Genomic DNA, 19,192 nt, shown 5'->3' with positions numbered 1-19,192 from the left:
GGCTAAGGCAGTGTGCAATAGCCAAAGGCCGTGAATGCGTCGTCGCGACTGACAAGCGTCAGTGACATCGCGCCGTCGGTCTTGTCGAGTACGACAGTCCATGCATAGCCGAGCTCGGTGCCCTGCATCAGGATCTGATCCGCGCTGGTGTCCATATAGCGGATCTGGGTTGTGCGCTTAGGTCCTGCGATAGTCTTTGCGGCGAAGTCGACGCGCATGAAGCGCGGCACGCCGAGGTCGTCCGGCAGTCCTCGAAGGCACCCTTCGCCCGGGTCGCAGGCGTGTGCATCCACAGTCGCGCATATCAGCCGCTTGCTGCCGTCGAAGTCCGCGCCGAACACCGCGGTCGTCGCGCAGAGCAACGCTGCCGATGCCGCTGCCAACGCTGTTCGCCTTAGTCTGGTCATCATGCTTGCATCTCCGCTGGCTGCGCTGGCCGACGCTACTGAACGGTGTATCCCCGGCCCGTCATGCACGCGGCCACCGCCCGGTTGAAAGTCGCCATCTGCTGCGAGGCCTGTTGATTGTTCGCTTGTTGTTGCCCGGCAACAGCCTCGTTCTTGCGGCGCTGACGCAGCCCTCCTGCCGCTGTGCCGACCACCGCTCCGATCGCCGCACCCTTGCCCGCGTCGCCTCCGATCGCCCCCCCCACCGCACCCAACGCGGCGCCGCCAGCCGCCCCCTTGAGCATGCCCCCTTGCTGTTGGGGAACCGCCGGCTGGTTCGCTCCCTGCTGCGCTATTGCGACGGGATCAACGCCCGTCGTTTGCTTCGCCCACAACTGGCATTCGGCGGTGTCCGTGTTTTGCTTCTGCGCGCTCTGCCCTTTGGCCGGATAGATGATGGGCTGCTGCGCGGCTGCCGCGTATGTTAGCGCCCATACCGCCAAACCAATTGCGACTCGCTGCATTCGTTGCATGGCTTGAGACCCCTCAATGTTCTTCGGGTGGCCTATTCACTGACGGTCAATGTCTGCGCAGCGCACGATTGATCCCCTAGCCCCCGAAGCAGCTTTCCCGTTTCCCGCGCCCGGTGCGGCGTGCACTACATAGGCGAATCGCGTAAGAGGATCGATCGCTCTGACTGCGCGGGAATATCGCGCGCTTCACTGGTCAAACTTGACAATTCTCTGCCCTTGCACGCCGAGACCAGCAAACAATCCCTCCTGGCCAAAGATGAACGCGTAGACATCCGCTTTCAACGTGGTGGTGGTCATCGACCTGGCCATTCCCGCATCCACCACCACGACGCTCGGTCCCACACCAACGGACAACCCGGTGCCACTTGTGAGCGAGGTGATTGCCGAGTCGGTCATGAGAAACATCGCTTCCGAAAAGCTTTGCGCGCCTGCTTGCATCCCGTATGAAAGCCCGCGCGCTCTGTAGTACCCAAGGATCTTGCCGTCCGGACCAAACATCACGCCTTTTCCGCCTTGCGCACCTACTAGCAGCCCAGCCTTGACGATGCTCGGAAACACGACGACAGCTTTTGCCTGGTATTGGAGATCCTTCGCCTTCGGAGTGCTATCGAATAGTTGCTGCAGTGCCGCACGTGCTTCCGCTTCTAACTCGGGGTCTCCGCCGTTGGCAACCGTCGGGTTCGTCGAACAGGCCATCGCGACCAGCATCAACGGGATCGCGAGAGTAAGTCGGAGGTATCTGATCATGATGCGTACTCCATTAGAGATGACGTCAAAAAGGGAACCTGCGCGACCGCCCGGACTTTCTTCAGAACCAGTCTGATAGTGCAATCAACGTTTCCCCAAAACAATTGGACCTTGGTCCAATAGCACCGTTGGAAGCTCGATCGCCGGCTCATGGTTTCGGAGCCGGATCGATGGCTGAGCGCACTGCCTTGATAAGAATTTCATCGTTGAATGGCTTGCGAAGGTAAGCTGCGGCGCCCGCCGCCAAGGCCTGCCCGCGAACGACCGCGTCATCATGTGCCGTGATAAAAATGACTGGAATACCGCTACCCGCCAGCCGCCGCTGTACCTCAAGCCCGTTCAGACCCGGCATCTGCACGTCAAGCACGATGCAGGCGGGACGGTATGACGGTATTGAATCGAACATGTCTAAAAAATCGTTGCCCGTTTTGAAGGTGTCCGCCGAAAATCCCGTAGACCGTAACAGTCGCTTGATGGCTCGACTCACCGATTCATCGTCATCTACTACTGCGACGAACGGTTTGACTTGGCTCATGGCGAATATCCCCAATACAAGCACCTCGGTACCAGACGTGGTTCGACGCTGATTTGAGACTATGACAATTTGCAGGGTCCGGATATTGGACCTTGGTCCAATATCGGCACGGGAACGGGAGCGGCTCCCGGGGACGCCAGCCGTTCAGCGTCAGGCTGACTGACCGGGTGAAAGACGGATACAGACTTTATCGATAACTCGCACCAGGTCGACGAGCGAGTGCGCTTCCATCTTTTCCATCACGCGGGCCCGGTGGACCTTGATGGTCTTCTCAGCGACGCCCAGTTCACACGCGACCTGCTTGTTAAGCCGGCCTTCAACGAGAAGCGCCAACACTTCGCGCTCGCGCGGTGTGAGCCGCGCCATACGACGGTGAATGCAGTCCAGTTCAATGCGGCTCGAAAGGGCTTGCGAAGAGACCCGCAGCGCATTCTCTATCGCGGGCAGGAGCTCGGAGTCGCGCACCGGTTTCGCCAGGAAATCTGTCGCACCTGCCTTCATCGCTCTTACTGTCATCGCGATGTCGCCGTGACCCGTGATGAAGATGATAGGCAATGATCTGTTCCCAGCGTTCAATTCGTTCTGCAATTCGAGACCGTTGATGTCTGGCAGTCCCACGTCCAGTACAAGGCAAGCGCAGCCCTGAAAGTGAGGGCGGGACTCAAGGAACTCGTGTGCGGATCCGAAGGATTCAACGCGATATCCAGCCGAGCCTATCAGGCGCGTCAGCGCCCGGCATACCGCGTCGTCGTCGTCCACCACGAAGACGATTGACGCAACCTCGCTCATCGCCGCCCCCGCGGAAAGCTTCGCTCTGCCCTCGCTCCCGTGGGCAATGTGAAATAGAAGGTGGCACCGCGATCCACATTGTTTTGGGCCCAGATGCGTCCTCCGTGCATCTCGACAATAGAACGGCTAATTGAAAGTCCAAGACCAAGTCCGTCTCGCTTGGAGGTAAAGAACGGCAGGAACAGTTTGTCCAATGTGTTGCCGGCGAGACCCGTACCACCGTCTTGTACCGCGACACGTATGCTCTCACTCCCTTCAGGGATGACCTCAATCGCGACCTCACGATTGAGCACCGGGCAGGACTCCAATGCGTCGAATGCATTGAGCAATAAATTCAACACGACTTGCTGCAATTGCACCTTGTCACCGTGCACGGGCGGCAACTCGGGGGTAACGGCCACACGCACGCGGATTCCGCGCACGATTGCATCGCTATGCACGAGCAAGGCCACATCCCTGACTACGCTCGCAATGCTCAGGGGCGCAGCCTCGAGCTCACCCTTTTTGACGAGGGCTCGAATCTTTCGGATAACTTCGCTTGCGCGGTGATTGTCCTCGACAAGGTCATGCAATATCTCGCGCACCTCCGTAAGGTTGACCGGCTCTGTCGCCAGGAAGCGTTGCGCTGCCTGCGCGTTACTTAATATGGCCGTAAGCGGCTGATTCAACTCGTGGGCGAGCGATCCGGCAAGCTCTCCAAGTGTGGATACGCGGGTCAAATGGGCAAGCTGTTGCCGATTGCGCAGCAACTCGTATCGCTCTGTGCGGTCGATCACGATTGTTAGTGCACAGGCCTCGTTTCCCCACGAAACGGGGTTTATTGTGATCTCTGCCGGAAACTCGGTGCCATCCCTGCGCCTCGCGACCAGGTCTCGGTGACCGTCCCACTCCCTGCCCGCAAGCGTCAAATCTGTGTAGGCGGAATCGGCGACACAAGCGTCGAGGTGCAATGCAGGAACCAACTCGTTGGTCACCACGCCACTCAACGCTTCACGGGAATAGCCAAAGAGCTTCTCCGCTGCCGCATTGGCAAAGAGGATTTTCCCCTGTGGATCAGCCACCAGAATGGCTAGCGGCAAGAGATCGAGCGTGGCACCAAACTGCTCGTCATGCCGCGGCTGCCGCCCAGCAGCCCATAGGCTATCTGGCGGTTCGACGCTCGATTTCACGTGACACGGGTGCGGTTCGTTCTCAAAGGATGCCCGGCGAAAACGCCCCCTGGAAAACATGGCCGCAGGCGTGGGAAGGATATGCCGGCCAGATAGTCGCGGCGGACGGAAACCGGCACTTCGTCGAGAGTTTGTATGTTCCCGAATCGCCTCGTTAGTCCGCTCCATTCCCGCCGCTTCATCAGACACCGCGAAGGCATAGTTGTTATACCTCTGCTGTGACAACCCAGTGTCGGCGGGTAAACCAACAGCCGATCCCGGCATCCGGGTTCGTCTGATCTGAAATAAAATAAGCAGTACAACGAATACAGCTGCGATAGCAGCTGAAAAAGTGGTCATGACGCCGTGCTCCCTCAGAAGCTCGGCAGGTATGCGCAAACCCGGGCGCGGTCGGCTTCGGAAGGCCCGACTTCGCGAGGGTTTTTTGTCCGCGCATGCACTTGCCGAACAAGCATCGTGCGACATCGCAACGAGAACACCGTAGATTCCTATTCCACGCGGCCTCGAGCGGCGGCTTTTAATTTATTTCTTGCGACAAGCTTGCTGGAATCGATAGGCAACAACGGCCCGCGACGCGCAACCGCGCGTCAGGAAGACAAAATCGTATGATCCGCCTCCGATCGGCATCATGCCGACAGCTAACGGATTCTCTTCAAGAGCTTAGACGCTGTCTTTCTTTCCGTAAAGCAATTCATCGCCTATACGTCGCTGCCGGCTTTATTCAACTCGACAGACAAATTAAACAAATAGCTAACGTCTACCCCGTATAGGACCAAGGTCCAATTGCTCGAACGTAAGCTCAGGCCTATTTTCAAAAGAACGGCCCGGTATCAAGTAGTCGGCGAGCGTAAACCCTTTATACGGTGCGATTCGGCAATTCGGTAAAGAGTAAATGATAATCGGATCGCTTAAAACAAACTGGCAATTCGATCTGCGTTTTCTGATGCGCATCATTATCCGGGTTCGATTTACGCTGGGAGACGTTAAACATGGCAATGCCCATAAAACGCTGGTCAGCAAAGGGTACGACTCTTGCGCTCACGCTAACGCTTGTAGCTTCAGGCTTCCCGGTTCGCGCCATGGCAGACGATCCCGGCTGGCCGCGCGAGCGCGATCAGGATGGCACTCGCCTCATCCTCTATCAACCACAAATCGACGACTGGAAGCAATTCAAGCAAATAAGCGGCCGGATGGCGATTTCATTGACTCCGAGAGGCGGACAGCCGCAAGTCGGCGTGGTGGCGCTGCAGATGGACACCGCTACCGACATTGACAGTCGAACTGTTCTACTAAGTAATCCTACAATTACAAGCACCTCGTTTCCAGGGGCGGATCCGGCTACCGCCCAAAAGCTCGATCAACTAGTGCGTACGTTCCTCAGGCCCGAAGCCACGATGACTCTATCGGTAGACCGTCTGGTCGCGAGCGTCGATCAAAAAAGCGATGTGCCGGCGGTCTCCGTCAAGAACGACCCGCCCGCCATTTTTGCCAGCTTCGGGCCCGCGATCCTGCTATTTATCGATGGCGAACCCGTGCTTGCTCCGGTTGGGAACACTGATATGCAGGCGGTGATCAATGCCAGCTGGCCGCTCTTTCTCGATGGCGCCACGCACCAGTATTACCTTTTCACCGGGCAGCGGTGGGTCGTGTCGAACGACCTGAAAAGCGGATGGAAAGATGCGGCGAGCCTTCCCGCGAAAATGGCGAAGATCCCGGAAGATCCGCAATGGGCATCGCTCAAACAATATATCGGAGCGACATCCGCTCACGCGGGAAAAGCCCCGGCGGTGTATGTCAGCAATGTGCCCGCTGAACTTATCGTCTTTGCCGGCAAGCGGGTTTTTACGGCGATCGCCGGCACCAAGCTCACGTTCGCGACCAACACTGACAGCGATTTGTTCGTCTACTCGCCAACCGGCGCGTATTACTACCTGAGTGCCGGCCGCTGGTTTTCGGCGCCTGGGCCGACCGGCCCGTGGACTTACGCGACAGACCAATTGCCGGCGGATTTCGCCAGGATCCCGCCCAATAGTCCAGCGGGAAGAGTGTTGAGTTCGGTGCCGGGAACGCCGGAAGCCAAAGACGCCGTATTGCTGGCGCAGATTCCCACCACGGTCGAGATCAACCCGACTGCAGCGGCGGCTGCGGTCAAGGTTTCGTATAGCGGCGAGGCCACTTTCGATCCGATCCCGGGAACCGCGATGTCCTACGCATCGAACACACCTGCGAAGGTGATCAAGGTGGAGCAGCGCTACTACCTCTGCTCACAAGGCGTGTGGTTCGATTCTGCTTCGCCAGGCGGCCCGTGGCAAACAACCACCGTTGTGCCGCAGGTGATCTACACGATCCCGCCCAGCTCGCCCGTCTACAACGTCACCTACGTAACGCAACAGGTCACGCCTGCGGGCACGGTCCAGGCAAGCTATACAGCGGGCTATCTTGGTGTGTTCATCGCCGGTGCGGCGCTTGGTGCGATCGTCGCCCAAGGCAATGGTTATTACTATCCGCCCTACGTCGCAGTCGGTCGCGGACCGTATCCGGCCTACTATCCGCGCCCCGCCCCTTACGGCTATAACACCTACAACCCTTATACCGGTGCAAGCGGTGTACGAGGCGGTGTGTCTGGCCCAGCGGGAAGCGCCCAATGGGGCGCATCGTATAACCCCTATACGGGTACCTACGCCCGCGGAGCGACCGCCTCCGGGCCCGGCGGAACTGCGTCCGTAGGGCAAGCATACAACCCCAGGACGGGTGCGTATGGCGCCACGCAACAAGGTTCGAACGCCTATGGCCAGTGGGGAAGTTCGGTGGTCACGAAGGGCAACCAGTGGGCTGCGACGCAACACACGACGACCTCGAACGGAACAGCCGGCAGCTTTCAGAATTCAGCGGGCGGCAAGGCTGTGGCGGCCCAGGGCGCCAACGGCAGCGCCACCGCAGGCAAGACAGCTAGCGGCAATATGTACGCAAGCAAAGATGGCAATGTGTACAAGAACACCAATGGAAGCTGGCAAAAATACGATAACGGTTCATGGTCTACGGTCAACAAACCGACTGCGCCTGTATCGTCTGCTGGCCAGCAAAAGGCGCAATCAGCTCAGCCACAGCGTACCGCGACGGCTCCAAGCGGCAATCCCTCGCAACCCAGGCCCAGTGCAACGGCGAATCAGCAACAACGCTCTCCCGCTGCTGCCGGTGGAAAGCCCCCTCAGGCCACCTATCAGCAACAACGCCCGACGCAACAGCCGGTCGCCCAGCAGAGAACCGCTGGCGGGGAATATGGACAACTGAATCGGGATATGCAGAGCCGCCAACGAGGAGCGGTCCAGAGTCAACGGTTCGCGCAAACTGGGAACGGCGGCGGCCGAGGCGCGGCTTTTCGTCGATAAGCGGGCGGCTCGCTCACTCGACACTCCCCGGAAGCCACGACAGCCCGATGTTGTGAACTCATGCTGATGCGCCAGCGGACGAGAGGATGAATGCTCACGTATGCGCATGGCCAGCAGCAAAGTCGCCTCGCCGGCCCGGCCAAGGTCCGCGCCCGGACCACATCGACAGCTGCAAAGGAAACCGTTTGTTGGACTACAGCAGTCGGCGTCGAATACCTGCAGGCACAACACGCGCGACCCAAATGGAGGATCCAAGGGTGAACCACCTCGTTACCGCCTCGATCGTGTTTGCATGTGTATTTGGCAGCGGGCTGCTTGGTCTGCATCTGCGCGAGCTGCTGCCGGCACACCACTTGAGTGATGATTCGATCGGTGTCGTAAAACTGGCAACCGGCCTGATCGCGACCATGGCCGCGCTAGTGCTGGGCCTACTGATCTCGTCGGCGAAAAGCTCATTCGACACCGCAAACGGCGAGCTTGTGCAAAATGCAGCCACCGTCATCCAGCTCGACCGCGTATTGGCGAAATATGGACCGGAAACCCAGGAAATTCGTGCGTCGCTCAAGCGGAACTACGCCGGCGCGATTCAGATACTCGCGTCAGGCGATGCTGCACAATTGGCAAAACTAAACAACTCCGAGACGATCAACAGGTCAGAAGACCTCGAGCGCAGAGTGGACGAACTGACTCCATCCAACGACACGCAGCGTGGACTTAAAGCGCGTGCCATCCAGCTCGTCGACCAGGTGTCCGCGGCGCGCTGGCTGGCGCTGCTACAGGCACGAGGCTCAATCCCGACACCGCTGCTGGTCGTCCTCGTGGCGTGGTTATCCATTATCTTCGGGACCTTCGGCCTGTTCACTCAGCGCAACGGGACGGTCGTGGCGGCCATGGTCCTGTGCGCGCTATCTACATCCGGAGCAATTTTCCTGATTCAGGAAATGAGCACGCCGCTCAGCGGCACAGTGAGAGTGTCCGTCGCGCCCATGCGTGACACGCTGGGCCGCCTCGACCAATAACGGCAATGCGCTCCGCTACAAGGACACGTCGACAAGCTTCCGGCGGTATTCGACGGACGCTACCGAGTGCGTCGAGTAACCAGCCGCTCAGCGATTGAACCAGCGGTATTGAAGCGCGACCGAGATGGTCTGGAAGTTTCCGCCGATACTCGTTGTCAGCCCACGTGACCACGCGAGCTTCCCGGACCATTGAGCAGAAAGCGGAAATGACAGCGTGAGACCGTAGCGGACATTGCGTTGCACGTCTTTGTCCTGAACACCGTTGACGCTTGTCTGACCGCCCGTGAAATACGTCACGTCCGCGGCGAGCCACAGCCCGGGCCGCCAGTTGTAACCGCCATGCCACTGGAATGTGGGCAACGGGTCCTGGCTGCGCCGGCGGCCGCCGAAGAAGTCGGTATTGTCAGTGAAGAGCCAAACGCCTGCCGCGCCCTCCACGAACCAATTGCCGATCGGTTGCGACAGCCCGACTTCGGGCTTGAACGACCACCGGTTCGAGCCCACGTTGATCAGGCGGGACGGAACATACTGGCCCGTCGGCGCGATGACGCTCACGCTCGCACCGAGGATAGTAGACGGGCTGCGCCGAACGAACTCCTCCGGCGTGAGTGCGGGACCACCCAGGAGATTGACAGCGAGTCTGAAGCGCATGTCCCCCAATCCTGATCGGTACGCGTGCCCTGGCGCGCCCTCGACGTTACCCGTCAGGTTCGCATTGGCGTATGGCACCGCGATGGCGACGCTTGCGACATGGCCCAGAACGCCAAGGCTATGAGAAAGCCCAAGCGAATACGTGTTGATTTTGGCCTGCAGATCGGTAACTGGCAGCGAGGGGTCGAACAGGATGTCACCGCTCGATCTCGCGTAGTCCATCACAATAAAATTCGTTCCGATCGGGACAGCCGAATAGCTGCGCGGCTCCATTTCCTGGGCTGCTGCCAACGTGGACCAGATGACAACGGCACCCGCACTCGCGTGCCTAAAGGACCTGACAGTTTGCGTCCGCGAACGGATGTCTTGTGTGCAAGTCGAGTCGATCGAAGCTCTCGGTATGGTCATGACCGCCGTCCCTTGGTAATCGCACTCCAGGCAACGTAAGAGGTTTATCCCTTTCGAGCGATCGTGTGTAAAGGATATGCAGGAAACTCCGTGAGTGACCTACTATTAAATGGCGCACGCGCCGTTACAACTGCCTCGCGCCCATGACACCCGGAGGTCACCATGAGAATTCTTGCGCTGTTGGCATGCGTCGTGTTTTCCACAAACGCATTCGCGGAGTGCACGACCACCGCGACTGGCCGTACCGTTTGCAATAACGGACAACAGGCCGGGGGATATAACCGGAACACAGGCACCGCCTGGAAGTCCGAGAGGAATCAGAACGGAGTGGCTACGACTCAGACGAGCAAGGGTGGAGAAGCGAAGACAAAGAATGGAAAGGGTATATACAAAAGCCCAACCGGGAAGACGTGCATGAAAACCACCAACAATCAGGGCTGCAACTGAAAAAGTCACAGCACGACGGGGGTGGCAGCACACATAGCGAAACCGCAGCGTGTACAGCTGGCGAACCCTTGTGGTCGTTCGTGAGCGCGACCGCTGAGACCTATCAAGGACAGATGCGGCGGTGGTGGTCCACTGAGCGGTTTGCAGCTGAGCGCTGCGAAGGATACAAAGCCTGCGAAAGGAGACACGATGCACACCGATCACGATCTTCACCTCACCCTGCTGCCATCGACCAACGACGGTGCTCTTTTCAGTCGCAAGCGCCAGCAAGCAATCACGCGGTTTTATGTCGAGGCTCGGGCTGACGGTAGCCGGATTAACCCTGCTGGTTTCGTGCTGGATACTGCGGGTCTTCAAGGCGGCTTCAGCGGCGAATTCGTCGTCAGCCTCGGTGACCTTGCAGGACCTGCGCTGGGTGCGGCTGCACGCGCATGGTTAAACGGCCGTGCGGGCCGCAAGATAAACCTGCGGATCCGCAAAACCGATGTTGAAGCGAAAGATCAGGAAGAGTTCGATCGTTTCCTCAATGAAGCGTTGACGCTGCCGCCCGTGGAAACACCGAGTGAACACGGCCACAGGTGAAATCGCAGTGATGAAATCGTGCGTTATGATATTGACAGTCTAAACAAAGATAATATGATAAGGATGACTGTCAATGCCAAGGGACAATCCAGCGCTTCATCGTAGCCAGAAAGCGCCCGTGACACCGGGGCGCCGGCGGCTTCTCATCATTGGCACGATACTGCTGCTCGCCGCGCTAGGCTGGGCGCTGGCGACCGTACTCAAGCCCGCCATCCAGCGCACGATCGTCATCACAACCGGGGCTGACAAGGGTATCTATCGCGGCTTTGCGGATCGCTATGCCCCCATCCTGAAACGCGATGGCATCACGCTCGATATCCGCAGTTCTTCCGGTTCGATCGAAAATTATCAGCGGCTGAAGAATCCAGACAGCGAATACGAAGTGGGCTTTATCCAGTCCGGCACCACCAGTCCGAAAGAAACAGATCACCTGCAGACCATCGCTGCCGTCTCATATGAACCGATCTGGGTGTTTTATCGTGGCGACACCACCATCAACCGGCTGGTACAACTGCGCGGCAAAAGGGTCGCCATAGGCGTTCCCGGCAGCGGCCTGCTCAATGTCTCCCAGGTATTGCTCGCCTATAGCGGCATCAGCCGCGACAACACCACGCTACTGGAAATGGATGCCGTCAAGGCATATCAAGACCTCGAAAATGGCCAACTGGATGCCGCATTCTTTATCGGCAGGCCCGATGCTTCCATGCAGCAAACGCTATTGAACAGTGATCTGAAGCTGATGAGTTTTGCCCAGGCCGACGCCCTGGTGCAAAAATTCCCGTCTCTCTCCAAGATTATTTTTCCGCGCGCCTCGACCAGCATCGTCAACGATCTTCCGCAGGCCGATGTCACCCTGCTGGCCGCCACGGCTCTGCTCGTATCCAAGGACGCCCTGCACCCGGCGCTCGCCTACCTGCTGCTCGAAGCGGCCAAATCGGTCCACGGCGGCGAAGATTACTTCACGCCGCGCGGCGCGTTTCCCAACCTGAACACCGAAGAATTCCCCATCTCCGACGAAAGCACGCGCTACTTCAAATCCGGTCGTCCCTTCCTGCAGCGCTACCTTCCATTCTGGCTGGCCAGTTTTATCGAAAGGCGCCTGCTGATCCTGCTCCCCTTCATGGCCTTACTGCTAGGCTTGCTGCAGGCATTGCCGCGCATGGCGGAGGCGCGGATAAAAAACCGGCTGGTGATTTGGTATCGGGAAATCAAATCGCTGGAAGATGAAATATGGAGGAACACGCAACCGAGCCCTGACCAGATTGCGAAATGGCGAGACGAAATCGAGAACATCGATGCACATGCCAGCCAGATACGGATTCCTCATCGTTATTTTCAAGACGTTTACGCCCTCAAACAGGCAATTGGGATCGTACGGGATCGGATTTCCCAAGTGGGCGGGAAGATGAAGAAATAGCTGCCAGGCGAAAATAGTTTCGGCTGGAGCGTGCCTTTATACCTTGATGCCAGATGCAAGCTCCCCAATGTTCGCGCTGCTGCATCGCGAATTGACGCGTTTGCCCTGGAGGCCATCCGCAGTCAACAAAAGCGGACACTCCGCACCATTCGCACGACCGAAAGTCTCTGTACCCTCAGACCCCGATATCGCGCTACACCCTCGCGCAAGGAATGGTGTGCGACTCTCCCGACTGGAGGGTGATGCCTCAAAGGCATCACGTTGGGCATCAATCGGCATTGGCGTAAATCGCATTGATTTCCGATAGTACGGACATATCGCTGCGTCGTTTGCATTTGCCGCCGCACCCCATGCCAACAGTAAGGAGACGAATCATGGCGACCGACCGCTCCCGCATCTCGACGGATATCGATTTCGAGCAGGAAGGCTTTCAGACTGGCACGTTGCGCGTGCCGCATTCGGTGGATCGCTCCGCATACGGGCACATCCCGATCCCGATCGCCGTGCTTAAGCGTGGCGACGGTCCGACGGCGCTCCTCACCGGCGGCAATCACGGCGACGAGTACGAAGGTCCGATTGCACTGATGAAACTGCTGCAACGCGTGCTGTCGATGCAAATCAGCGGTCGTTTGATCGTCGTTCCGGGTCTGAATTTTCCCGCGCTTCTCGCGGGGCACCGGACCTCGCCCATCGATGGCGCGAACATGAACCGGATCTTCCCGGGCCGTCGTGATGGATCCATCACGGAGATGATCGCGCACTACGTGGACACCGAGTTGTTTCCACGCGCCGATTTCGTCTTCGACATTCACGCGGGAGGCGCGTCGTTCGATCATCTGCCAACGCTGCTGGTCGCGCAGCCGCTCGACGCCGGACAACGCCGCGAATATCGGCGGATCGTCGACGCATTTGCCGCGCCCAACGCGATGGTGATGGATCTGCTCGGCGAGGACCGCACCTACGGCGCGGCCATCGAGCGACACGGAAAACTGTTTCTGTGCGGCGAATTCGGCGGCTACGCGACGTGCAATCCGCAAGGCCTGGCTATCGTGGAGGAAGGCTTGCAGCGAGTGCTAGCGGCACTCGGCATCTGCGCGAGCGAGTCGCTTCCTGCACCGCGCTACGACACCCGCTGGCTGCACGTCGAGGGTGAGCGGCATTACGTCTTTGCGGATACGCGCGGGATCTTCGAGCCGGTATTCAAGCTCGGCGACCGCGTGAGCGCCGGCGACCTGGCCGGGCGCGTATTCGATCCGCACGCGCCGTGGGCAACGCCCGTCGAGCTGAAGTTTCGCAGTGCGGGCGTGGTCGTCATCGTGCGTTCGCTCGCGAGCGTCGAGCCGGGCGACTGCGTCGCGCTCGTGGCGGCCGACGCCCACGCGCAATGAACCCGGAGATGACCATGTCCGCCATCCCCCTGACAGAAGGCATCGACCCGCGCGATGCGCTGTACCGAAAGATCACGTGGCGCTTACTGCCGTTTCTGACGCTGTGCTACATGCTCGCGTACCTGGACCGCATCAACATCGGCTTTGCGAAGCTGCAGATGCAGAACCAGCTCTCGTTCTCCGACGCGGCCTACGGAGTCGCTGCGGGCATCTTCTTTATCGGCTATGTGTTGTTCGAGATCCCTAGCAATCTGCTCCTGCCGAGGATCGGCGCCCGAAAGACACTTTCGCGCATCATGGTGTTGTGGGGGATCACCTCTGCGTCGATGCTGTTCGTTCGGGACATCCACGCGTTCTACGCTCTACGCTTTCTACTTGGTGTTTTCGAAGCGGGCTTCGCACCGGGAATGGTGCTCTACCTGACGTACTGGTACGCGCCATCGCGGACCGCTCGCGCGATGGCGGTCGTGATGTGGGCGGGACCGATCGGTGGCATTGTCGGCGGACCGTTGTCAAGCTGGGCAATGACCACGCTCGCAGGAACTCATGGCCTCGAAGGCTGGCAGTGGATGTTCATCGTCGAGGGCCTGCCGTGCTGCGTGCTGGGCGTGATCGCATTCTTCTTCCTCGACGATCGCCCGCAGCAGGCAAACTGGCTGTCCAATGAAGAGAAGACGCTGCTTGGCGCTGATCTTGACGCGCAACGCCTGGGCCGTGCGGCGAGCGAAGCTCGGCACCACTCATTGCGAACCGTTGTCTCCGACCCACGCGTGCTTACGCTCGCCTTCAGCAATTTTTGCGTGATCGCGGGGATTTATACGGTGAGTTTCTGGCTGCCCACAATCCTGAAGACTGCCGGTGTTGCCGGCACGACGGCGATCGGCATGTGGTCGTCAGTACCCTACGTTGCAGCCATTGCCGCGATGGGTTGGCTCTGCCGCAGCTCCGACCGTCGCAACGAGCGCCGCCGCCATAGTGCGCTTGCAAGCATCGTGGGTGCCATCGCGCTTGCAATCGCCGGACTGTACCCAAGCAAGCTCGGCATCGCGCTGCCTGCAATCGGTCTGTCCACCGCCATGCTGTGGGCGTCCTACACGGTTCTATGGGCGCTGCCTGCGGGGTACCTGGGCACGGCGGCGGCAGCGGGCGGGATTGCCTTCATCAACATTTGCGGCGCGCTTGGCGGCTTCGCCAGTCCGATCATCATCGGTGTCGTCAAAACCCTGACCGGCGACATGCAGGCCGGCATGTTGACGATAGTCGGCATCGCACTCGCCGGTGCGGTCGCGATGCTCCTGAATCCCATTGAGTCCCCAGCGGAGACCCCTCATGGATGAACAATCGACGACCTACCGCGTCGGCGACGCGTTGATCGCCCGTGTGACCGAACAACAGTTTCAGTTGAAGACCGGCATGCTGTTCGCCGATTTCGATCCCGCCGTGATTGAGGAACACCACGCATGGCTCGCTAACGGACAGGTCGACGCGGCCGCGGAACACTTCCTCCTGAGCGTCAACACCTGGGTGTTGCGAGTCAGTGGAAAGGTCATTTTGGTCGACACCACAAGCGGCAATCATAAGGACCGTCCATTCAGCGCCATCTTCCACCAACTGAATACTCCCTACCTCAAGCGGCTGGAGCGCGCGGGGGTGAAGCCCGAAGAGGTCGATTTCGTGCTGCTCACGCACCTGCACGTGGACCACGTAGGCTGGAATACCCGGCTCGATAACGGCCGTTGGGTACCGACTTTCCCCAACGCGCGTTACGTGTTCTCACGCGTTGAGCGGGAGTTCTTCGACACACCCGCCGGCGCGAGCCGGCGTATGGTCTTCGATGACAGCGTGTTGCCGGTGATCGACGCGGGACTCGCCGAAGAAATCGGTCCGGAAGGCGGCGAATATCTTCCAGGCATCCGCTTTCATCCGACGCCGGGTCACAGCGCGGGACACATGACGATCGAAATCGAGTCGGCGGGTGCACACGCGCTCTTTAGCGGCGATGTGTGGCATCACCCGATCCAGGTCTATCGTCCGGTATGGAGTTCGGTGTTCTGCGCGGACAAGCCTCGTGCGAATGTCTCACGACGGTGGGTACTTGACCGGGCGATCGAAACAGGCGCGACTGTGTTCACGCCGCATTTTGCCGGGACGTCGGCTGGTGTCGTAGCGCAAAGCAACGGCGGCTTCACATGGCGCTTTTTATGAACCGGTGATTCACCCCTGCGGGACCGTACCGGCATGCAGATATTTCGCGTGACCTGTGGTGCATCCGAGGCGATCGATGACGCATCTACTGACCGTTACGCTCCGCGCCGCTTACGCTGGTGTGCAGTATCGCATCGAGAACGCGCAGCAATCGCTGCAATGCCGCGTTGGGATTGGTCGCGAGGTAGGCGAACGCCAACGGCATCTGGACGGACAGGTCGGTGAAGCCCAGAAACTGCGCGCGCGCCGGCGGCCGCCCGAGATTCGCGGCATTGACGATCGCAGCTCCCATGCCGGCCGACACGAGCGACAGGATCGCGGCCTCGGTAGGCACTTCCTGCACCACGTTCAGGGTCAATCCGGCTTCGCTGCAGGCGCTGACCAGCATGTCGTAGTACGCCGGGTACGTTTGCCGCGGGAAACAGACCACTGGCAGGCCATTCAGGTCACGTGCGGAAATCGGTTGACCTACCGGAAGGTTCCAGCTTCGCGGGACCGCTGCCACTACGTCGCCAATGGCCAGAGGCAGCACGCGCAGCGCGCGCGGAAGCTCGCCGTAGGTGTAGATAAAGCCGCCGTCAAGCGTTCCGCTCAGGATCTCGGCAACCTGCTCGGGCGTGTTCATTGGCGCCAGATGAATGCTCACCTCGGGTGCTTCGCGCTGGAAGCGGTTAAATGCATCAGGCACAAGACCATCCCAACTTGCGTTCTCGACCACGCCAAGGCGTAACGTGCCCTGGAGCCCCGATGCAACGAGTTTGACCGCACGCGTGGCCGACTCAAGAATGTCGAGCGACTTGCGAGTCTCACGCAAGAACAGTTCGCCCGCGACAGTGAGCCTGACTCCCTGCGGGGTACGGTCGAAAAGCCGTGCGCCCAGCATCTGCTCAAGATCCTGTATCTGGCGAGTAATCGCGGGCTGCGTCACGTTGATGCGCTCGGCGGCCAGCCGGAAGCTCTGATTTTCGGCGACCGCCGCGAAATACCTCAGGTGTCGTAGTTCCACGGTTGTTCCCTTTGTTGTCGCGCCAATCCGCTATTTTCACCGTACGTCTTGGTGGCTTATTTATGCCTTCATCGGTTGCGACGGCAGGTCAGGAACGAGTGCTGAACGTTGAACCGGAAATGCTCGGCAATCTCTCCAGCGCTCACAAAGGGACGTCTTTGATCAAAGCCGAATGCACCGTGCGGATTCGACGATCGACAAAATACCCTCCACCCTCCGTGTATCGAAGATAGAGCCGGCTGCACTGCGTGCATTGCCACACGTTACAGCGGTTATAGGGAAAAAAACGCGGTGCGATGGGCGCCTCTGGGGACCAGTAATCAATATTGCCCGGCAGGTATTCCCGATAGCTAGGCTCGGGATCACCATCCACAACGAGTGTTCCGATTTCCTCGAGACGTTGTTCGTCGAGAGAAACCGGCTGTGAGTTCCAGCCGTGAAGCGGCGTCCGGGTGCAATTGCACGGCCCGGCGGCGAGCGACTCCGCGCGCAACGCAATCTCAGTGAGAGTTAAAGCATCGAGATGATTTGACATAGTGGATCAAGCGGGTGTGGCTGCGTTGTTTAGTCTGGCTGCAACAGGGTAATAGGATGCCAGATTTTTCTATCGCAATGATTCAAGGCAGTGACTCAAGGCTTCGATCCCTTGGCAAGGCCCAATTTTTCCATTGCCTCATGAGCATCGATCACCATCGTAGCGATCTCGCCTACAGTGACCCGGAGGCTCGTGGCACGTGAACGAATGTGTTCGTACGCTTCGTTTTCGCTTAGCCGGTGCGCCTCGATAAGGATGCGGATAGCCTTCTCGATGTGACGTCTCGCCTTGATCGCCTCCTCGAGCTTGCCGATCTTGTTGTGCAGACGCTGCTGATAGCCCGAGGATGCGCGCGCGAGCACCAGGGTGCTGAGAATGCCGGTGGAACGGTACGGCTTCGTGATCACGCCATGCGCTTGTGTATCCACCAGCATTTTTAACGCGGTGGGATTCTCGTAGTCGGACAATGCAATCAGCGTCGCTTCAGTGTCCGCCGCACACCAATTTCCTGCGCTCCGCGTTTCGGGACCGACGAGGAAAAAAATGACATCGACGTCCACGGGCAGTCGAGACGGAAACGGCCAGAGAATACGCACCGGACAGCCAATCCGGCGCAATTGTTCCTCCAGGACACTACGGTCGTCCCCGGGTGGATGGATCACGAGGACGCGTAGTGTGCGTAGGTCGTCAAATAGCCGACGAGCGCCTGTGCTCATGCCGGGTCTCCATCGAGCCAGAATTCTGCGAATCCGTACGATGTCAGGTAGGGATCGGGTTTAATCGGACTGCGCCCCTCCCAAACTATATCGAACGAGCCGTCCGGTCTGCAAACCGCAATGCGCGGGGTCAAGATCGCGTGGTTGTTCTCCGGATCGATTTTGAGCACCCCTTCTGGCGAATCGAACTCGACCTCGTGGATGGCCTCCACCAGCTTTGCCGTGTCGAGACTTCGGGTACGGGCCAACGCCAGCGCAAAGAGGTGGACCTGGTTGTACGCCATCTCCGACCACATGCTGGCCGGCTGGTCTCCGAATCGCGCTTGCCACGATGCCAGGAAGCGCTTGTTGCTCTCGTGGCCCAGCGTGTTGACGTAGCTGGCGGAGATAATGTGGTTGCCGCACAGTTCGGGACCAATCATGCGCGTCTCGCCTTCCGTCATCGTCAGGCTTGCGATCGGGATGCGTGCGGGGTCTATACCGTGCTCGCGGTACAACTGATAAAAGGCGCGCGCACCCCGGCCGATCAGGGTGGAGAAAACCACGTCGGGCTCGACGGCCTTGATCTGCCGTACGACCTCCTCCAATGCCGAGGGATCTGCGTCGCTGGGTAAATAAAGTTCTTCCACGATTTCGCCGCCATGCTGCTCGACCATGTCTCGCATGATCCGGTTCGATTCTCGAGGATAGATATAGTCGGCGCCCACCAGAAAAAAACGCCGGCCGTGATTGCGGAGCAGATACGCAGCCAGTTGCATGCTGTTCTGGTTCGGCACCGCCCCTGTGTAGATCACGTTCGGCGAATATTCGAATCCTTCGTAGATCGAGCAATACCATAGCAGCGCGTTGTTGCGCTCGATGACCGGCAGCACCGCCTTTCGGCTTGACGAAGTCGAGCAGCCGAAAATCACCGTCACGTCGTCTTCCTGAAGCATCCGCGTGGCGAGCCGGCGATATTCGTCGGGATCGCTCTTCGGATCGTACACGACTGGATCAAGCAGACGCCCGTCGACGCCACCGGCCGCGTTGACCTCCTCGATCGCGAGGACGGTGCCAAAAAAATGCTCTGATTCAGTCGCCGCGGTCACGCCCGTGCGGGAGTACAGGACACCGATGCACCATCCGGTGTCTGCAGACACCGGGCTTGCCGGTGGTTGCGAGTTCGCCCCCATTGTGTTTCCTCCTTGTATCTACTTGCACTTCCCTACGCAGAGGGAAAACGTCCGGCAGATGCATGACGACGATCGTACTCGAATCCTAACGCTCGATA

Annotated in this window: 18 protein-coding genes; 7 read left to right on the top strand and 11 right to left on the bottom strand. The window is 59.2% G+C overall.

Annotated elements, in window-relative coordinates:
- Positions 1-2 precede the first annotated feature (2 nt).
- The 6 genes from M0D69_RS20010 to M0D69_RS19985 form a co-directional block, all read right to left on the bottom strand.
- Entirely contained in the window at positions 3-410 is a 408-nt protein-coding gene (locus tag M0D69_RS20010; protein WP_301783679.1) for a hypothetical protein, read from the bottom strand.
- A gap of 32 nt (positions 411-442) precedes the next feature.
- Positions 443-919, bottom strand: a complete 477-nt coding sequence (locus tag M0D69_RS20005) for a YMGG-like glycine zipper-containing protein (protein WP_301783678.1) — start codon at positions 917-919, stop codon at positions 443-445.
- Positions 920-1,105: 186 nt separating this feature from the next.
- Positions 1,106-1,666, bottom strand: a complete 561-nt coding sequence (locus M0D69_RS20000) for a lipid-binding SYLF domain-containing protein (RefSeq protein ID WP_301783677.1) — start codon at positions 1,664-1,666, stop codon at positions 1,106-1,108.
- A gap of 148 nt (positions 1,667-1,814) precedes the next feature.
- Positions 1,815-2,201, bottom strand: coding sequence for a response regulator transcription factor (locus tag M0D69_RS19995; protein ID WP_301783676.1), 387 nt, complete (start codon positions 2,199-2,201; stop codon positions 1,815-1,817).
- 150 nt (positions 2,202-2,351) lie between these two features.
- Positions 2,352-2,990, bottom strand: a complete 639-nt coding sequence (locus tag M0D69_RS19990) for a response regulator transcription factor (protein WP_301783675.1) — start codon at positions 2,988-2,990, stop codon at positions 2,352-2,354.
- Positions 2,987-4,498: a nitrogen regulation protein NR(II) gene (locus M0D69_RS19985; protein ID WP_301783674.1), complete on the bottom strand. Its 1,512-nt coding sequence runs from the start codon at positions 4,496-4,498 to the stop codon at positions 2,987-2,989. Before M0D69_RS19985 ends, M0D69_RS19990 begins: the two co-directional genes overlap by 4 nt.
- A 650-nt stretch (positions 4,499-5,148) precedes the next feature.
- On the opposite strand from M0D69_RS19985, the gene M0D69_RS19980 reads away from it, so the two are divergent.
- Both M0D69_RS19980 and M0D69_RS19975 read left to right on the top strand, forming a co-directional pair.
- The gene (locus M0D69_RS19980) at positions 5,149-7,548 is read left to right on the top strand and encodes a hypothetical protein (RefSeq protein WP_301783673.1); all 2,400 of its coding nucleotides are present in this window, start codon (positions 5,149-5,151) and stop codon (positions 7,546-7,548) included.
- An 86-nt stretch (positions 7,549-7,634) separates the two neighbouring features.
- Positions 7,635-8,567, top strand: coding sequence for a hypothetical protein (locus tag M0D69_RS19975; RefSeq protein WP_367619739.1), 933 nt, complete (start codon positions 7,635-7,637; stop codon positions 8,565-8,567).
- An 87-nt stretch (positions 8,568-8,654) separates the two neighbouring features.
- On the opposite strand, the gene M0D69_RS19970 is transcribed toward M0D69_RS19975, so the two are convergent.
- Entirely contained in the window at positions 8,655-9,440 is a 786-nt protein-coding gene (locus M0D69_RS19970) for a transporter (protein ID WP_301783672.1), read from the bottom strand.
- Positions 9,441-10,262: 822 nt separating this feature from the next.
- Between M0D69_RS19970 and M0D69_RS19965 the strand changes: the two genes are divergently transcribed.
- The 5 genes from M0D69_RS19965 to M0D69_RS19945 all read left to right on the top strand — a co-directional run bounded on the left by M0D69_RS19965 (position 10,263) and on the right by M0D69_RS19945 (position 15,665).
- Positions 10,263-10,655: a hypothetical protein gene (locus M0D69_RS19965; protein ID WP_301783671.1), complete on the top strand. Its 393-nt coding sequence runs from the start codon at positions 10,263-10,265 to the stop codon at positions 10,653-10,655.
- Between the two features lie 73 nt (positions 10,656-10,728).
- Entirely contained in the window at positions 10,729-12,072 is a 1,344-nt protein-coding gene (locus M0D69_RS19960) for a TAXI family TRAP transporter solute-binding subunit (RefSeq protein WP_301783670.1), read from the top strand.
- 374 nt (positions 12,073-12,446) lie between these two features.
- Positions 12,447-13,460, top strand: coding sequence for a succinylglutamate desuccinylase/aspartoacylase family protein (locus M0D69_RS19955; RefSeq protein WP_301783669.1), 1,014 nt, complete (start codon positions 12,447-12,449; stop codon positions 13,458-13,460).
- A gap of 14 nt (positions 13,461-13,474) precedes the next feature.
- Positions 13,475-14,797: an MFS transporter gene (locus M0D69_RS19950; protein WP_301783668.1), complete on the top strand. Its 1,323-nt coding sequence runs from the start codon at positions 13,475-13,477 to the stop codon at positions 14,795-14,797.
- Positions 14,790-15,665: an MBL fold metallo-hydrolase gene (locus M0D69_RS19945; RefSeq protein WP_301783667.1), complete on the top strand. Its 876-nt coding sequence runs from the start codon at positions 14,790-14,792 to the stop codon at positions 15,663-15,665. The genes M0D69_RS19950 and M0D69_RS19945 overlap by 8 nt, the downstream gene beginning before the upstream one ends.
- An 85-nt stretch (positions 15,666-15,750) precedes the next feature.
- On the opposite strand, the gene M0D69_RS19940 is transcribed toward M0D69_RS19945, so the two are convergent.
- The 4 genes from M0D69_RS19940 to M0D69_RS19925 all read right to left on the bottom strand — a co-directional run bounded on the left by M0D69_RS19940 (position 15,751) and on the right by M0D69_RS19925 (position 19,094).
- A complete protein-coding gene (locus M0D69_RS19940; protein ID WP_301783666.1) occupies positions 15,751-16,671 on the bottom strand; it encodes a LysR family transcriptional regulator in 921 nt (306 codons plus the stop codon).
- Between the two features lie 142 nt (positions 16,672-16,813).
- Entirely contained in the window at positions 16,814-17,206 is a 393-nt protein-coding gene (locus M0D69_RS19935; protein ID WP_301783665.1) for a hypothetical protein, read from the bottom strand.
- A gap of 95 nt (positions 17,207-17,301) precedes the next feature.
- A complete protein-coding gene (locus M0D69_RS19930; RefSeq protein ID WP_301783664.1) occupies positions 17,302-17,922 on the bottom strand; it encodes an ANTAR domain-containing response regulator in 621 nt (206 codons plus the stop codon).
- The gene (locus tag M0D69_RS19925) at positions 17,919-19,094 is read right to left on the bottom strand and encodes a transporter substrate-binding domain-containing protein (protein WP_301783663.1); all 1,176 of its coding nucleotides are present in this window, start codon (positions 19,092-19,094) and stop codon (positions 17,919-17,921) included. Before M0D69_RS19925 ends, M0D69_RS19930 begins: the two co-directional genes overlap by 4 nt.
- Positions 19,095-19,192: the final 98 nt, after the last annotated feature.

Origin of the sequence: Caballeronia sp. SEWSISQ10-4 2, from assembly GCF_030464885.1 — a bacterium.
Lineage (GTDB): Bacteria > Pseudomonadota > Gammaproteobacteria > Burkholderiales > Burkholderiaceae > Caballeronia.
This window is presented reverse-complemented; position numbering and strand designations above follow the sequence as displayed.

Coding starts and splice junctions, on each gene's coding strand:
- M0D69_RS19960 (WP_301783670.1), top strand. CDS start 10,729: ATGCCAAGGGACAATCCAGCGCTTCATCGTAGCCAGAAAGCGCCCGTG.
- M0D69_RS19985 (WP_301783674.1), bottom strand. CDS start 4,498: ATGACCACTTTTTCAGCTGCTATCGCAGCTGTATTCGTTGTACTGCTT.
- M0D69_RS19970 (WP_301783672.1), bottom strand. CDS start 9,440: ATGGACTACGCGAGATCGAGCGGTGACATCCTGTTCGACCCCTCGCTG.
- M0D69_RS19945 (WP_301783667.1), top strand. CDS start 14,790: ATGGATGAACAATCGACGACCTACCGCGTCGGCGACGCGTTGATCGCC.
- M0D69_RS19950 (WP_301783668.1), top strand. CDS start 13,475: ATGTCCGCCATCCCCCTGACAGAAGGCATCGACCCGCGCGATGCGCTG.
- M0D69_RS19990 (WP_301783675.1), bottom strand. CDS start 2,990: ATGAGCGAGGTTGCGTCAATCGTCTTCGTGGTGGACGACGACGACGCG.
- M0D69_RS19930 (WP_301783664.1), bottom strand. CDS start 17,922: ATGAGCACAGGCGCTCGTCGGCTATTTGACGACCTACGCACACTACGC.
- M0D69_RS20005 (WP_301783678.1), bottom strand. CDS start 919: ATGCAACGAATGCAGCGAGTCGCAATTGGTTTGGCGGTATGGGCGCTA.
- M0D69_RS19975 (WP_367619739.1), top strand. CDS start 7,635: ATGAATGCTCACGTATGCGCATGGCCAGCAGCAAAGTCGCCTCGCCGG.
- M0D69_RS19965 (WP_301783671.1), top strand. CDS start 10,263: ATGCACACCGATCACGATCTTCACCTCACCCTGCTGCCATCGACCAAC.
- M0D69_RS19955 (WP_301783669.1), top strand. CDS start 12,447: ATGGCGACCGACCGCTCCCGCATCTCGACGGATATCGATTTCGAGCAG.
- M0D69_RS19980 (WP_301783673.1), top strand. CDS start 5,149: ATGGCAATGCCCATAAAACGCTGGTCAGCAAAGGGTACGACTCTTGCG.
- M0D69_RS20000 (WP_301783677.1), bottom strand. CDS start 1,666: ATGATCAGATACCTCCGACTTACTCTCGCGATCCCGTTGATGCTGGTC.
- M0D69_RS20010 (WP_301783679.1), bottom strand. CDS start 410: ATGATGACCAGACTAAGGCGAACAGCGTTGGCAGCGGCATCGGCAGCG.
- M0D69_RS19995 (WP_301783676.1), bottom strand. CDS start 2,201: ATGAGCCAAGTCAAACCGTTCGTCGCAGTAGTAGATGACGATGAATCG.
- M0D69_RS19925 (WP_301783663.1), bottom strand. CDS start 19,094: ATGGGGGCGAACTCGCAACCACCGGCAAGCCCGGTGTCTGCAGACACC.
- M0D69_RS19935 (WP_301783665.1), bottom strand. CDS start 17,206: ATGTCAAATCATCTCGATGCTTTAACTCTCACTGAGATTGCGTTGCGC.